This window comes from Alphaproteobacteria bacterium (assembly GCA_019635875.1).
GTDB lineage: Bacteria > Pseudomonadota > Alphaproteobacteria > Reyranellales > Reyranellaceae > JAFAZJ01.
The window spans coordinates 197,551-212,808 of sequence record JAHBYP010000003.1; the positions used below are offsets into that span (position 1 = coordinate 197,551).

At 68.2% G+C, this 15,258-nt stretch carries 15 protein-coding genes; 10 read left to right on the plus strand and 5 right to left on the minus strand.

Going from position 1 to position 15,258, the window contains the following annotated elements:
- Positions 1-59 precede the first annotated feature (59 nt).
- Complete coding sequence (locus KF889_12250; GenBank protein MBX3500209.1) at positions 60-2,156, plus strand: enoyl-CoA hydratase/isomerase family protein; 2,097 nt, start codon at positions 60-62, stop codon at positions 2,154-2,156.
- A 39-nt stretch (positions 2,157-2,195) separates the two neighbouring features.
- Positions 2,196-3,380, plus strand: a complete 1,185-nt coding sequence (locus KF889_12255; protein MBX3500210.1) for an acetyl-CoA C-acyltransferase — start codon at positions 2,196-2,198, stop codon at positions 3,378-3,380.
- Positions 3,381-4,011: 631 nt separating this feature from the next.
- On the opposite strand, the gene KF889_12260 is transcribed toward KF889_12255, so the two are convergent.
- Both KF889_12260 and KF889_12265 read right to left on the minus strand, forming a co-directional pair.
- The gene (locus tag KF889_12260; protein ID MBX3500211.1) at positions 4,012-4,797 is read right to left on the minus strand and encodes an MBL fold metallo-hydrolase; all 786 of its coding nucleotides are present in this window, start codon (positions 4,795-4,797) and stop codon (positions 4,012-4,014) included.
- A 17-nt stretch (positions 4,798-4,814) separates the two neighbouring features.
- Positions 4,815-5,807: a tripartite tricarboxylate transporter substrate binding protein gene (locus tag KF889_12265; GenBank protein MBX3500212.1), complete on the minus strand. Its 993-nt coding sequence runs from the start codon at positions 5,805-5,807 to the stop codon at positions 4,815-4,817.
- Positions 5,808-5,939: 132 nt separating this feature from the next.
- Here KF889_12265 and KF889_12270 point away from each other — a divergent pair, with 132 nt between their 5' ends.
- The 7 genes from KF889_12270 to KF889_12300 all read left to right on the plus strand — a co-directional run bounded on the left by KF889_12270 (position 5,940) and on the right by KF889_12300 (position 11,174).
- Positions 5,940-6,107, plus strand: a complete 168-nt coding sequence (locus KF889_12270; GenBank protein ID MBX3500213.1) for a hypothetical protein — start codon at positions 5,940-5,942, stop codon at positions 6,105-6,107.
- A 24-nt stretch (positions 6,108-6,131) separates the two neighbouring features.
- Positions 6,132-7,103, plus strand: a complete 972-nt coding sequence (locus tag KF889_12275; GenBank protein ID MBX3500214.1) for a tripartite tricarboxylate transporter substrate binding protein BugD — start codon at positions 6,132-6,134, stop codon at positions 7,101-7,103.
- A gap of 3 nt (positions 7,104-7,106) precedes the next feature.
- Positions 7,107-8,018, plus strand: a complete 912-nt coding sequence (locus KF889_12280; protein MBX3500215.1) for a glutathione S-transferase family protein — start codon at positions 7,107-7,109, stop codon at positions 8,016-8,018.
- Between the two features lie 12 nt (positions 8,019-8,030).
- The gene (locus KF889_12285) at positions 8,031-8,888 is read left to right on the plus strand and encodes a crotonase/enoyl-CoA hydratase family protein (GenBank protein ID MBX3500216.1); all 858 of its coding nucleotides are present in this window, start codon (positions 8,031-8,033) and stop codon (positions 8,886-8,888) included.
- 96 nt (positions 8,889-8,984) lie between these two features.
- Positions 8,985-9,839 (plus strand): NAD(P)-dependent oxidoreductase, encoded by an 855-nt coding sequence (locus tag KF889_12290; GenBank protein MBX3500217.1) that lies wholly within the window; start codon positions 8,985-8,987, stop codon positions 9,837-9,839.
- Between the two features lie 9 nt (positions 9,840-9,848).
- Complete coding sequence (locus KF889_12295) at positions 9,849-10,577, plus strand: alpha/beta fold hydrolase (protein MBX3500218.1); 729 nt, start codon at positions 9,849-9,851, stop codon at positions 10,575-10,577.
- Positions 10,578-10,613: 36 nt separating this feature from the next.
- Complete coding sequence (locus KF889_12300; GenBank protein ID MBX3500219.1) at positions 10,614-11,174, plus strand: NAD(P)H-dependent oxidoreductase; 561 nt, start codon at positions 10,614-10,616, stop codon at positions 11,172-11,174.
- Between the two features lie 3 nt (positions 11,175-11,177).
- Here the strand turns inward: KF889_12300 and KF889_12305 are convergent, their stop codons facing one another.
- The 3 genes from KF889_12305 to KF889_12315 all read right to left on the minus strand — a co-directional run bounded on the left by KF889_12305 (position 11,178) and on the right by KF889_12315 (position 13,858).
- Positions 11,178-11,702, minus strand: a complete 525-nt coding sequence (locus tag KF889_12305; protein ID MBX3500220.1) for a hypothetical protein — start codon at positions 11,700-11,702, stop codon at positions 11,178-11,180.
- Positions 11,703-11,895: 193 nt separating this feature from the next.
- Complete coding sequence (locus tag KF889_12310; GenBank protein MBX3500221.1) at positions 11,896-12,696, minus strand: enoyl-CoA hydratase; 801 nt, start codon at positions 12,694-12,696, stop codon at positions 11,896-11,898.
- Between the two features lie 97 nt (positions 12,697-12,793).
- Entirely contained in the window at positions 12,794-13,858 is a 1,065-nt protein-coding gene (locus KF889_12315; protein ID MBX3500222.1) for an LLM class flavin-dependent oxidoreductase, read from the minus strand.
- An 84-nt stretch (positions 13,859-13,942) separates the two neighbouring features.
- On the opposite strand from KF889_12315, the gene KF889_12320 reads away from it, so the two are divergent.
- Positions 13,943-15,193, plus strand: a complete 1,251-nt coding sequence (locus KF889_12320) for an MgtC/SapB family protein (protein ID MBX3500223.1) — start codon at positions 13,943-13,945, stop codon at positions 15,191-15,193.
- The last annotated feature ends 65 nt before the right edge of the window (positions 15,194-15,258 follow it).

A 15,258-nucleotide genomic window follows, 5' to 3' on the forward strand; every position in this document is an offset into this window, starting at 1 on the left:
CTCAACGCTCAGAACGCGCTTTCGCGGCGCGGAACGATGCTTCGGAGGGAAACAGCGACATGTCAGAGCCAGCCGTCATCCGCTCGACCAATGGCGAGATCGGCATCCTCACCGTCAACAATCCGCCGGTGAACGCGCTCAGCGCCGCGGTGCGCACCGGCCTCGATGAAGGCGTCAAGGCCTTCGGTGCCGATCCGGCGGTCAAGGCGATCGTGCTGATCGGCGGCGGCCGCACCTTCATCGCCGGTGCCGACATCCGCGAGTTCGGCAAGCCGCGCGCCGGCACCGACCTCAACGAGGTCATCCGCATCATGGAGTCCTCGCCCAAGATCATCGTCGCCGCCCTGCACGGCACGCCGCTGGGCGGCGGCCTGGAGACGGCGCTGGGCGCGCACTACCGCATCTCGGCGCCGACCACGCGGCTCGGACTCCCAGAGGTTCATCTCGGCATCCTGCCCGGCGCCGGCGGCACGCAGCGCCTGCCGCGCCTGACCGGCGCGGCCTACGCCCTCGAGGCCATGGTCTCGGGCCGCCATATCCCGGCCAAGGAAGCTGCAAGCAAGGGCATCGTCGATCGCATCGCCGAGGGCGACCTGCAGGAGGCGGCGGTCGCCTACGCGCGCGAGCTCGTCGCGCAGAACGCGCCGCTCAAGCGCGTGCGCGATCAGCAGGTGAAGCTCGAGAGCCCGACCGCCATCGCCGATTTCGAGAAGTCGATCGCGCGCAAGGCGCGTGGCTTCAAGGCGCCGTGGAACATCATCAAGACCGTGCAGGCCGCCGTCGAGCTGCCCTTCGACCAGGGCCTCGCGCGCGAACGCGAGCTGTTCCAGGAGCTGCTGGTCTCCAGCGAATCGGCCGCCCAGCGCTACTACTTCTTCGCCGAGCGCGAGGCCGCGAAGGTCAAGGACGTGCCGGCCGACACGCCGCAGCGCGAGATCAAGACCGCCGGCATCATCGGCGCCGGCACCATGGGCGGCGGCATCACCATGAACTTCGCCAATGCCGGCATTCCCGTCACCGTGCTGGAGAACAACCAGGAAGCCCTCGACCGCGGCCTGAAGACCATCCGCACCAACTACGAGAACACCGCCAAGCGCGGCGGCATGAAGGCCGAGGACGTCGAGAAGCGCATGGCGCTGATCAAGCCGACGCTCGACTACAACGACCTCAAGGACGCAGACGTCATCATCGAGGCGGTGTTCGAGACCATGGAGGTCAAGGAGGGTGTCTTCAAGAAGCTCGACGAAGTCGCCAAGCCGGGCGCGATCCTGGCGACGAACACGTCGGGGCTCGACGTCAACCAGATCGCCTCCTACACCAGGCGGCCGGGCGACGTCATCGGCATGCACTTCTTCTCGCCGGCCAACGTCATGAAGCTCTTGGAGAACGTGCGCGGCAAGGCGACGTCGAAGGACGTCATCGCCACCGTGATGAGCCTGTCGAAGAAGATCGGCAAGGTGCCGACCCTGGTCGGCGTCTGCGAGGGCTTCGTCGGCAACCGCATGCTGCGCCAGCGCGGCGTGCAGTCGGCCTACATGCTCGAGGAAGGCGCGCTGCCGCAGCAGATCGACAAGGTGATCTTCGACTTCGGCTTCCCCATGGGCCCGTTCCAGATGAGCGATCTGGCCGGCAACGACGTGGGCTGGCGCATCCGCCAGGGCAAGAAGGAGAAGGAGCAGCGCAACGTGCGCTACACCGGCTACGTCGCCGACGCGATCTGCGAGCTCGGCCGCTTCGGCCAGAAGACCGGCGCCGGCTACTACAAGTACAACCTGCCCGACCGCACGCCGATCCCCGATCCCGAGGTCGAGAAGATCATCGAGGAGAACTCGAAGCGGCTGGGCATCACGCGCCGCGCCATCTCCGACCAGGAGATCCTCGAGCGCACGCTCTATCCGATGGTCAACGAGGGTGCCAAGATCCTCGAGGAGGGCATGGCCCAGCGCGCGCTCGACATCGACGTGATCTGGGTCAACGGCTATGGCTGGCCGGTCTATCGCGGCGGCCCGATGTGGTGGGCCGACAACGTCGTCGGCCTGAAGGCCATCCACGACGCGCTCTTGAAGTACAAGGAGATGTCGGGCGATCCCTTCTGGGAGCCCGCGCCGCTGCTCAAGCGACTGGTCGCCGAAGGCAAGAAGTTCGCCGACGTTTGATCTAGACTGGGATCATCACAAGGATATCCGGAGGGACACATGGACGCCGTCATCGTATCAACCGCCCGCACGCCGATCGGAAAGGCCTTCCGCGGCGCCTTCAACGACACCCATGGCGCCGAGATGGGCGCGCATGTCATCAAGCACGCCGCCGAGCGCGCCAAGCTCGAGCTGGGCGAGGTCGAGGACGTGCTGCTGGGCTGCGCCGCGCCCGAGGGCACCACGGGCTCCAACGTCGCGCGGGTCTCGGCGATCCGCGCCGGCGCGCCGGTCAGCGTCTCGGGCGCGACGGTCAACCGCTTCTGCTCCTCGGGCCTGCAGACCATCGCCATGGCCGCGCAGCGCGTGCTGGTCGACAAGGTGCCGGTGATGATCGCCGGCGGGCTGGAGTCGGTGTCGCTGGTGCAGGGCGGCGGCGGCAACAAGCACCGCCTGGTGAACCCCTGGGTGCAGGAGCACGTGCCCGGCATCTACCACAGCATGATCCAGACCGCCGACACGGTGGCGGCGCGCTACAAGATCAGCCGCGAGTACCAGGACGAGTACTCGCTGCAGAGCCAGATGCGCACCGCGGCGGGTCAGCAGGCCGGCAAGTTCGACGACGAGATCGTGCCGCTGGAAACCGAGATGCTGGTGACCGACAAGAACACCGGCGAGACCTCGAAGAAGAAGGTCAAGCTGACCAAGGACGAAGGCAACCGCGCCGACACGACCAAGGAAGGCCTCGCCAAGCTGCAGCCGGTGATGGGTCCCGACAAGTGGATCACCGCCGGCAACGCCAGCCAGCTCTCCGACGGCGCCTCGGCCGCTGTCGTCATGAGCGACGCCGAAGCCGCCAAGAGGGGCTTGAAGCCGCTGGGCATCTTCAAGGGCCTGGTGGTGGCCGGCTGCGAGCCCGACGAGATGGGCATCGGCCCGGTCTACGCCATCCCGAAGCTGCTCACCCGCTTCGGCCTGAAGATGGACGACATCGATTTGTGGGAGCTCAACGAGGCCTTCGCGGTGCAGGTGCTGTACTGCCGCGACAAGCTCGGCATCCCCAACGACAAGCTCAACGTCAACGGCGGCTCGATCTCGATCGGCCACCCCTTCGGCATGACCGGCGCGCGCTGCACCGGCCACATCCTGATCGAGGGCCGCCGGCGGAAGGCCAAGAACGTCGTCGTCACCATGTGCATCGGCGGCGGCATGGGCGCGGCCGGCCTGTTCGAGGTCGTGCAGTAGGCGCTGCTCAAATGTAGATGCGATCGAAGGGCGGAGCCGAAAGCTCCGCCCTTTTTCGCTCTTGGCAAGATGTCGATGCGCCACCCCTATCAACGCGACGAGCCGAACAACCCGATCGATGTGGAGAGCACGGTCGACGGACTTCGCTTCATCGGCCCCGGTGGCCCGTCTAAGACGATCCCGTGGGCAGACGTTCGAAGTGTGCGCCTCTATGTTGAGTTTCGGCGTTCAGGTAGATTTATCCTCGGGCGGAAGCCCCGAGCCATCTTTGTGTGCGAGGTCGGTTTTCGCGGATTTCCAACACTGGCTGTGCCGCACGACTCGATCAATCCGTCATCCGGTGGCGACTATTGCGATCTGGTCGAGGACATTCACCGACATCTGGCCCGCGCCGGCAAGCGCTATAGTTTGCGCGCAGGCCTTACCTGGCGACGCTTCATCGCTCTGCACTGGTGGGATTCCATTGCCTTCTTCACAGAACATTGGGCATGGGCTGGAGTCCTCGTGCTACTTCACCTCGACCGCACTGTTCGTGCCGAGACAGCGGCAGCATTGAGCAATCGGCCGCGGCAATATCGCGTTGACGCGATACCGCAGGCCCTGCTGCCTGATCGGTCGGCCGCGTATCCCCCTACTTCACCGGCACCAGGATCGCCGCAGCCTTGAACGTCGCAAGCTCGATCCGGGTCGTCTGCTCGAGGTTGGCGCCGTTCCAGATGGTGATCGCCGCCTCGCGCTTGCCGATGTAGCGCGGCTGGTCGTTCTCCAGGCTCATCGGCAAATCGTGGCCGGGCACGAGGATGTTGCCGGGCCGCGCGCGCCAGAAGCGCCACATCATGTCGATCGAGCGGCGGGTCTGGCCGGGATCGTCGGTCATGTCGGCGGTGCGCGACAGCAGCACGGCGCGGTTCTTGGCGGCGTCGCCGGTGAAGATCACGTCGCGCGTGGTGTCCTGCAGGCGGAAGACCAGGCAGCCCGGCGTGTGGCCAGGCGCGAGGTGCGCGGTGATGCCGGGCATCACCTCTTCGCCGTCCCTGGCGCGCGTCAGCTTCGGCCAGCGGTCGAGCTCGCGCATATAGAATTCGGGCACCGGCGTCTCGCCGGCCGGCTGCTTCAGCGCCCAGTCGAGCTCGGTGTCGGCGATCACCACGCGCGCGTTGGCGAACATCGGCCAGTTGATGCTGTGATCGTGATGCGCGTGGGTCAGCAGCAGGTCGGTGACGTCTCCCGGCGCGACGCCGCGCTCGTGCAGGCGTTCGCGGATCAGCTTGCGCATGCCGATCGGCCCGGTATCGACCAGGGCGACGCGGCCATGGCCGCGCACCAGCACGACGCTGCTCCAGCCCAGCCCGGCATGGCACACCGACTTGCCCGGGAAGCCCTGCACGACGATGTCGATGTCGTAGGCGTCGCTCATGGCCACCGTCCTCCTGCTCAATCGACCGGCTTGATGCCCGCCTCGCGGATCACCTTACCCCACTTGACGATCTCGGACCGGATCAGCGCGTCGAGCTGCTCGGGACTGCCGCCGGCGACCGACATGCCAAGAGCGGCGAAGCGGCTCTTGACGTCGGGCGCGGCCAGCGCCTTGGCCACCTCCGCATTGAGACGCGCCAGCACGTCGCGCGGCGTGCCGGGCGAGGCGGTCAGCCCGAACCAGGTCTCGCCCTCGAAGCCCGGCAGACCCGACTCGGCGACGGTCGGCAGATCGGGCGCCACCGGCGAGCGCGCCGGGCTGGTGACGCCCAGCGCGCGCAGGGCGCCCGACTTCACGTGCGGCAGACACACCGAGATGTTGGAGAACAGCACCGGCAGCTGGCCCGACAGCAGGTCGTTGAGCGCCGGCGCCTCGCCGCGATAGGGCACCGACGTCATCTTGATGCCGGCCATGGTCATGAACAGCTCGCCGGCCATATGCGGCGTGGTGCCGACGCCGCCCGAGCCGATGTTGATCACGCCGGGCCTGGCCTTGGCCAGCGCGATCAGCTCGGCCACCGACTTGGCCGCCACCGAGGGATGCACCACCGGCACCAGCGGCGAGGCGCCGAGCAGCGCCACGCCGGCGCAGTCCTTCTCGGCGTTGAACTTCACCGACCGGTAGAGCACCGGCGCCACGCAGTAGGTCGTCTGCGACGCCACCATCAGCGTGAGCCCGTCGGGCGGCGCCTTGGCCAGGATGTCGGCGGCGATCAGGCCGCTGGCGCCGGCCTTGTTGTCGACGATCACCGACTGGCCCAGCGACTCGCCCATCTTCTGCGCCAGGATGCGCGCCACCACGTCGTTGCCGCCGCCGGCGGCAAAGCCGACCAGGATGCGGATCGGCCGACCGCCGCCGATCTGCGCGCGTGCCCCGCCCGCCAGCGCGACGCCGCCGAGCGCGCCGGCGATGACGGTGCGCCGCTGCAGACGCCCTGCCCGTGTGACCATGGTGTCCTCCCAGATGCCGCTGTCGCGATCTTGGCGCGAACCGTACCCAAAGCCCGTCCCGGCCGCTAGACAGCGCCCGATGTCGGCAAAGCCGGGCGCGGCACGGGCGTCGGCAGCGCGCTGCTGCGGGGCATGGCGAAGGTTGCCCGCGACCAAGGCTATTGCCGCGTCGACTGGACGACCGATCGCGGTATTGCCGGCGGGCGGCGCCTCTACCGCCAGCCGGGCGTGCCGCGCCGGGAGAAGGCGTTCTATCGCCTTGCCGGCGCCAATCTTCTGCGCTTGGCTGCCGACGGGTAAGTCGTCGCCGGAGGAATAGCCGTCATGTGTCGCCTTTTTCTGGCCGTCATCGCCGGCCTGCTCGCGCTGGGCGGCGTCGCGCACGGCCAGGCCTTCCCGACCCGGCAGATCACCCTGATCGTGCCGTTCTCCGCCGGCGGCCCGACCGACACGCTGGCGCGCATCATCGCCGAGCACATGAGCCGCTCGCTGGGCCAGACCGTCGTGGTCGAGAACACCACGGGCGCGGCCGGCACGGTGGGCGTCGGCCGCGTGGCGCGCGCCCAGCCCGACGGCTACACCATCGGCATCGGCCACTGGAGCACGCATGTCGTCAACGCCGCGGTCTACCAGCTGAACTACAACGTGCTGACCGACTTCGAGCCGCTGGGCCTGATCGCCACCAACCCGCAGATCATCGCGGTGCGCGACGGCTTTCCCGCCGCCGACCTGAAGGAGCTTGCGGCGCACGTGAAGGCCGAGCCGGACAAGGTGACGGCGGGCACCGCCGGCGTCGGCGCCGCCTCGCATGTCTCGGGCGTCTACTTCGAGCAGAAGACCGGCGGCAAGCTGCGCTTCATCCCCTATCGCGGCGCCGCGCCGGCGATGCAGGACCTGATCGCCGGGCAGATCGACCTGATCTTCGACCAGGCCGCCAACTCGATCCCGCAGGTCAAGGCCGGCAAGATCAGGGGCTTCGCCGTCACCGCCAGGACGCGGCTCGCGGCGATGCCCGACATCCCGACTGTCGACGAGGCCGGCGTGCCCGGTCTGTACATCGCCATCTGGCACGGGCTGTGGGCGCCCAAGGGCACGCCGAAGGAAGCCGCGGCGAAGCTCAGCGCGGCGATCATGGAGGCGCTGGCCGATGCGCAGGTGCGCGAGCGCTTCGCGGCACTGGGCCAGGACATCCCGCCGCCGGCGCAGCAGACGCCGCAGGCGCTGGCCGCGCACCACAAGGCCGAGGCCGATTTGTGGTGGCCGCTGATCAGGGCGGCGGGCATCAAGATCGAGTAGCGCTTGATCCTCCACCACTACGATTTCTCCAACTACTCCGAGAAGGCGCGGCTCGCCCTGGGCTTCAAGCGGCTGGCCTGGGGCTCGGTGATCATCCCGCCGATCGCACCCAAGCCCGACCTGACGCCGCTCACCGGCGGCTATCGCCGCACGCCGGTGCTGCAGGTCGGCGCCGACATCTACTGCGACACGGCGCTGATCGTGCGCGAGCTGGAACGGCGCGTGCCCCAGCCGACGCTGTTCCCGCCGCATCTGAGCGCGCTGGCCGAAGCCGTCGCCTACTGGGCCGAGAACCGTCTGTTCCGGCCGATGTCGCTCTACGTCTCGGGCAACAACATGGACGTGCTGCCGCCCACCCTGCAGGCCGATCGCGCGCGCATGCGCGGCCTGCCCGAGCCCGACGCGGCGACGATGGCCCGCGCCGCGGCGCGCAGCGCCACGCAGTTGCGGCCGCAGATCGCCGCCGTCGAGTCGATGCTGGCCGACGACCGCGCCTGGATCGCCGGCGACGCGCCGAGCGTCGCCGATCTCGCCGTCTATCATGCGCTATGGTTCCTCACCGCGCGCACCGACCGGCTGGCGCACGAGCTTGAGCCCTACGGGCGCATCCGCGCCTGGATGGCCAAGGTAAAGGCCTTCGGCCACGGCACGCCGACGCCGATGAGCGCCGAGGACGCCATCATGGTGGCCCGGAACGCGGCGCCCGAGCCATCGCGGCCCTCCTCGCCGCAGCCCGAGGACCCCAGGCCCGGCGACTTCGTGCGCATCCGCGCCGACGACTACGGCCGCGATCCGGTCGAGGGCGAGCTGCACTTCATCGACGATCGCGAGATCGCGATCTGGCGCAGCGATCCGGTCGCCGGCGAGATCGTCGTGCATTTCCCGCGGCTGGGCTACGACCTGCGGCCGCTCTGAGCGAGGGCCACCATGGACTTCCAGCACCTCACCTGGCACCGCGACGATCGCGTCGCGACCATCACGCTGAACCGGCCCGATCGCCTCAACGCGATCCACCGCGACATGCCCGACGAGATCCGCGAGGCCGTCGAACTCGCCAACCGCGACGACCTCGTGCACGTCATCGTGCTGCAGGGCGCCGGCCGCGCCTTCTGCGCCGGCTACGACTTGAAGGCCTATGCCGAGGCGCCGCGGGCCGAGACCGGCACCCAGGACGGCGCCTACGATCCCTTCCTCGACTACCAGTTCATGGACCGCTGCACGCAGAACTTCATGAGCCTGTGGCGCAGCTACAAGCCGACCATCTGCAAGGTGCACGGCTACGCCGTGGCCGGCGGCAGCGACATCGCGCTTTCCTGCGATCTCGTCGTCATGGCCGAGGACGCCCGCATCGGCTACCCGCCGGCCCGCGTCTGGGGCTGCCCCACCACCATGATGTGGGTCTATCGCGTCGGCGCCGAGCGCGCCAAGCGCATGCTCTTCACCGGCGACCTGATCGACGGCCGCGAGGCCGAGCGCATCGGGCTGGTCACCAGGGCGGTACCGGCGGACCAGCTCGACACCGAGGTGGCGCGTCTGTGCCATCGGATGAAGGGGGTGCCCAAGAACCAGCTGTGGATGCAGAAGACCGCGATCAACGCCGCCTTCGACAGCATGGGCCTGCGCACCACCCAGACCCTGGCGACCGTGTTCGACGGGCTGACCCGCCACTCGCCCGAGGGCCTGTGGTTCAAGGGCCGCGCCGAGGCGGTCGGCTTCCAGCAGGCGGTGAAGGAGCGCGACAGCGGCGATCCGATTCCCGGCAGCAGGCCGCCGCGCAACAACTAGGACGGGCGGCCGCGTTGCAAAAACGCCGGCTTGCGGCCAGCCAAGGCGAAGGCTAAGCAGCCCTGACCAGCATCGGCAGATCGGGGACCGGACCGGGTGAATCTCCACGGCAAGACTCTTTTCATCACGGGCGCCAGCCGCGGCATCGGGCTGGCCATCGGATTGCGCGCGGCGCGCGACGGCGCCAACGTCGTGATCGCCGCCAAGACGGCGGTAGCCGATCCGCGATTGCCGGGCACCATCTTCACCGCCGCCGAGGAGATCGAGAAGGAAGGCGGCAAGGCGCTGCCGATCGCCGTCGATATCCGCGACGAGCAGGGCGTCGAGGCCGCCGTGGCCAGGACGGTCGAAACCTTCGGCGGCATCGACATCCTGGTCAACAACGCCAGCGCCATCAGCCTCACCGGCACGCTCGCCACGCCGATGAAGCGCTACGACCTGATGCACCAGATCAACGCGCGCGGCACCTTTCTCGTCTCCCAGAAGTGCATCCCGCACCTGAGGAAGGCGGCCAACCCGCACGTGCTGACGCTCTCGCCGCCGCTCGACTTCTCGGTGCACTGGTTCGCGCCGCACGCTGCCTATACGCTCGCCAAGTACGGCATGAGCGTCTACGCCTGGTCGATGGCCGAGGAGTTCAGGGCCGACGGCATCGCCTTCAATTGCCTGTGGCCGCGCACTACCATCGCCACCTCGGCGATCAGGAACCTGCTGGGCGGCGACGAGCTGATGAAGCGCAGCCGCAAGCCGCAGATCATGGCCGACGCCGCGCACTTCATCCTCACGCGGCCGAGCCGGGAGTGCACCGGCCGCTTCTTCATCGACGACGAGGCGCTGAAGGAAGCCGGCGTCAGCGATCTCTCGGGCTACAGCGTCGTGCCGGGCGCCGAGCTCGCCCCCGATTTCTTCGTGCCGGCGCCCGGCTCGAAGAACCTCGTCGGCCGCGCGTAGAATACTGTCATGGCAACATTCATTCTGATTCACGGCGCCTGTCAGGGCGGCTGGTGCTGGGAAAAGGTCGTGCCGCTGCTCGAGGCGCGCGGCCACAAGGTGCTGGCACCCGACCTGCCGGGCAGCGGCGACGATCAGCTGACGCCGCCGGCGGCGGTCAGCCTGCCGCTCTATGTCGACTTCGTCTCCAAGATGCTCGACAAGGAGCCCGAGCCGGTGATCCTCGTGGGCCACAGCGTCGGCGGGCTCACCATCACCCATGCCGCCGAGGCGCGACGGCGCAAGATCCGCGCCCTGGTCTACGTCACCGGCGTCGTGCCGCCGCCGGGCAAGACCAACCGCGACATCACCGGCAGCGATCCCGACTCGATGATCCGCCGCGCCTACGAGGCCGGCCCGGGCGGCGTCACTTACACCTTCAAGCGCTCGATCATCCCGACGCTGTTCTTCAACGACTGCGATCCCGCCGACGTCTATCGCGCCATGTCGCGCATGCGCCCGCAGGCCACCGCGATCGTCACCACGCCGATGACCTACACCGAGGAGCGCTATGGCGGCGTGCCGCGCTGGTACATCGAATGCCTGCGCAGCAACGCCATCACCCTGCCGATGCAACGCATGGTCAACAGCTCGATGAAGTTCAACATCCTGCGGCTCGATTCGGGCCACTCGCCGAACTACTCGATGCCTGAGGAGCTGGTCGAGCACCTCGAGACCATCGCCCGGGAAACCGCCTGATATCGGCTCATTGATTCCACTGGGGGAGCAATCGACATGGCCAAAGTCGTCGCCATCTGCGGCAGCCTGCGCAAGGCATCGATCAACCGCGCGCTGATGCGCTCGCTGCCGGCGCTGGCACCGGAGGGCATGGAGATCGCCGAGGCACCGCCGATCGACGGCCTGCCGCTCTACAATTTCGACATCCAGGCCAAGGGCTTCCCCGAGCCGGTCACAGCGCTGGCCGAAGCGGTCCGCGCCGCCGCCGGCGTGATCATCGTCACGCCGGAGTACAATTACTCGGTCCCCGCCCCGCTGAAGAACGCCATCGACTGGCTCTCGCGGGTCCAGAACCAGCCCTTCCAGAACAAGCCGATCACCCTGTTGTCGGCTTCACCGGGCGCGCTGGGCGGGGCGCGCGCGCAATATCACCTGCGCCAGATCTTCATCTTTCTCGAGGGCATCATCGTCAACCGGCCCGAGGTCATGGTGACCATGGCCGGCTCGAAGTTCGAGATGGTCGACAACGCGCCGACGACCCTCAGCGACCAGCCGACCAAGGACGTCATCAAGCAGAACCTCGCCGCCTTCGCCAGGCTGATCGCCAGGGCGGGCTGAGGCTCAGGCCGCCTGCGACAGCGGCTCGGGATCGGTGAACTGGGCTTCCCTCTCCCCACGAGAGTGGGGAGACGGCGGCCGAGGGTCCGATGTCGGACTTCGCGGCGATTCATCATCGATGGCCGTTGCAGGCGAGGCAGAAGGCCCCTCCTCCACCCCGCCGACAACTGGCGACTTGTCCTGGTTCTCGACCGGCACAGGAAACGGGGGATAGCGGCGCCGCGCGTTCTTGCCGACGCGCTGATATTGCTCCCAATCGACGACTGCCAGGTATTCCACGCCGTCGACCTGGTAGATGCGCACCAGCTTGCGCGCCGCCAGCTCCTCGATCATCGCGCGCACGTCCTCGTTGTCGAGCGCGTCGCCGGGAAGGACCTGCAGGCGGATGGTGCGGGGCCGAAGCGGCTGCACGCCGTGATCGTCGGCGAAGTTCCACAGGCCGAGGAACAGGAGGCGCGTCATCGGCTTGCAGTCGATGACGGCCTCGCAGGTCCAGAACTCGGGAGGGATGGTGCGATTGCGGGCCATGCGAAGGACTCCGGTTGGAAAGACTGCTCCCGGTTTACCGTCGATTCCCGCATTCTCCAATTTCCACCCCTAGGGTGGTCGAAACGCCCTGCTTTTCACCGGCGCGCGCGGGCTTCTCCTCGTGATTTCAGCGGCTTACGCTTGCGCCGTATTCGCCCTTATCCGTGTCGGCCCATTGCGTCGTCGGCCCTCGTCACCGCCCCTGAAACTTCACCGGCCGCTTCTCGATGAAGGCCTTCAGGCCTTCGAGGTGATCTGCCGTGGCGGCGCAGGCAGCGAGGTTCTCGGCCTCGCGGTGGGAGTGCTCGTCCCAGGAATTGTCGAGCGAACCCTTGATCAGCAGCTTGGCCTTGCCCAGTGCGAAGGTCGGCCCGTCGGCCAGCTTGCGCGCCAGCTTCGCAGTCTCGGCGCCGAGCTCGGCGCGCGGCACGATCCAGTTGAGGATGCCGACGTCCTTCGCTTCGGGCGCCTTGAACCGCTCGCCCAGCAGCGCGATCTCCAGCGCCTTGCGCTCGCCGACGATGCGCGGCAGGAAATAGGTCGCGCCGCCATCAGCCGACAGGCCGATATGGCGATAGGCCAGGGTGAAGAAGGCATCGTCGCTGGCGATGGCGAGGTCCGACGCCAGGATCAGGCTGAGGCCGAAGCCGGCCGCTGCGCCCTGCACCGAAGCGACCACCGGCTTCTCCATCCGGCGCAGGTGATAGATCAGCTGGTGCGCCTTGACCACGCGCATCTCGAAGTTGGCGAGATGGCGCTCGCGATCCTCGGTCAGCGATTTGTGGAAGCCCTTGATGTCGCCGCCGGCCATGAAGTGGTCGCCGGCGCCGCGGATCACCACGCAGCGCACGGCGGCGTCCCTCTCGAAGGCGCGCGTGATCTCGATCAGCCCCTCGGTCATCTGCGCGGAGAGCGCATTGAGCACCTCGGGCCGGTTCAGCGTGATGGTGCCGATGCCGTCCTTCACCTCGGACAGCACGTGTTGCTCGGTCATGAATCAGATCCTCTTTTCTCTTTCTGTCATCCCGAGCGCAGCGAGGGATCCAGGGCGACGACTAGATCCCTCGCTGCGCTCGGGATGACAGGGGTGGTTACGCCGCCGCGCGCGAGGGTGGGCGGAAGGCCGGCATGACGCGCTCGGCGAAGAGCCGCAGGCTCTTCAGCGTCTTATCGCGGCCGTAGTACGGGGGATAGTGCAGCAACAGCGAGCTGAGCCCGGTGCGTGCCTGCAGCTCGCGCAGCTTGACGGTCACCGTCTCGGGCGAGCCGTGCAGCAAGGTGGTCGCCAGCAGGTCCTCGTAGCGCAGCTCGCCCTTCTTCTCCGACACCGAGCCGAGATAGCCCGCGGTGCCCGAGCCGCCGAAATGCGCGATGTGCCTGATGATGCCGGCCTCGGTGTCGGCGCGCGCCTCCGCGTCGGTGTCGGCGACATAGACCCAGCGCGCGATGTCGACGCAGCCGGCGCCGGGATTCTTCTTCAGCTTCTCCGGCGCGTCCTTCAGCGCATCGCGATAGATTGCGATCTGCCTCTCCAGCGTGTCGTGCCCGCCGAGCGTCGAGAGCATCAGTCCGAAGCCGTGGCGTCCGCAATAGGCGATGGAGCGGTCCGTGCCGCCGGCCATGAACAGCGGCGGATGCGGCTCCTGGATCGGCACCGGCAGCATCTCGTACTCGCCCTCGACCGTGCCCCTGAAATGCTTGCCGTCATGCGTCCAGCGCCTTCGATGGAAGGCCTCGAGCATCCAGTCGACCGCCTCCTCCTGCACGTCGCGGCGCGCGTCGAAATCCTTGCCGAAGCCGGTGAACTCGTAGGGCCGATAGCCCGAGCCGATGCCCAGCATCACGCGCCCGCCGCTCAGGATGTCGACGAAGGCGGTGTTCTCGACCACGCGAATGGGCTCGTAGAGCGGCAGCGTGATCACCGCCGAGCCGATCTTGATGCGGCTGGTCTTGGCCGCGAGATAGGCCATGTAGGCGAAGCAGTCCGGCATGATGCCGTAGGTCGTCGAGAAGTGATGCTCGGCGATCCAGGCGATGTCGTAGCCCAGGCGCTCGGCCTCGAGCACCTCCGCCGTGACACGCGCGTGCACGTCGCGGTGCGGATAGGGCTCGGTCGCCGGATTGGCGTGCGAGGTGAAGAGGATGCCGAATTCCATGGAACGCTTCCTCCCGACGTTCGTTGACGCAGGTTCCCACAGCCGCTGCTGGCGCAAAAGCCCGCTGGTTCTCATAGTGAAACGATGAGCGACTTCGCCGACCTCATGCTGCGTTTCGCCGGCGCGCTGGCCATCGGCCTGCTGGTGGGCGCCGAGCGCGAGCGGCGCAAGGGCGAGGATCAGACGCATTCCCCGGCGGGCGTGCGCACCTTCGCCATCGCCAGCCTGTCGGGCGCCGTGGCCCTGGAGATCGGCGGCGTGCCGATGCTGATCGCCGCCAGCGTCGCGATCTTCGGCCTCACCGCCGTCGCCTACTTCCATTCCAGCCGCGAGGATCCGGGTCTCACAACGGAAGCGGCGCTGGTCGCCATGCCGTCGCTGGGCGCGCTGAGCCTGCGCGAGCCGGCCGCCGCCGGTGCGATCGCCGTGGTGATGACCGTGCTGCTGGCCTTCCGCAGCGACATCCACCATTTCGTGCGATCGGTGCTCACCGCCGACGAGCTGCGCGACGGCCTCGTGCTGGGCGCCGCGGCACTGGTGATCCTGCCGCTGATGCCCGATCGGCCGATGGGTCCATGGGAGGCAATCAACCCGCGCACGATCTGGCTGATCGTGATCCTGGTCATGGCGATCGGCGCCCTGGGCCACGTCGCCGTGCGCATCGTCGGCCCGCGTTTCGGACTGCCCATCGCCGGTTTCGCCGGCGGCTTCGTGTCGAGCACCGCCACCATCGCCGCCATGGGCGAGCGCGCCACCAAGGAGCCGCAGTCGCTGCGCCCGATCGTGGCCGGCGCCGTGCTGTCGACGGTCGCCACCGTGGTGCAGCTGGCGATCATCGTCGCTGCCTTCCATCGTCCGACCCTGATCGCGCTCGCCATCCCGCTGGCCCTGGCCGGCGCGGTCGCCGTCCTCTATGGCCTGTTCTTCGCCTGGCACGCCGCGCGGGCCGAGGAGCCGCGCGATGTCGGTACCGACGAGCGCGCCTTCAATCCGCTGACCGCGCTGCTGCTCGCGGCCATCGTCGCCATCGTGCTGCTGGCTTCGGCGGCATTGAAGGAGTGGCTGGGCGAGGCCGGCCTGGTGATCGCCGCCGCCGCGGGCGGCCTGGCCGATGCGCATGCCGGCGCGGCATCGGTGACCTCGATGGCGGCGTCCGGCCGCATCTCGCCGCAGGAAGCGTCATGGCCGATCCTTGCCGCCTTCACCAGCAACTCCGTCGTGAAATGCGTCATCGCCGCGACCTATGGCGGCGCGACCTACGCCTCGCGCGTGGTGCCCGGCGTGATCCTGGTCTCGATCGCCGCCTGGGCCGGCATGTTCGTGCCATCGTTCTGACTTGCCTTCCCCTGCGGGCGGGCTGGGCGAACGCATATGGCCCGCAAGAGGCTGGGCGCGCGCCT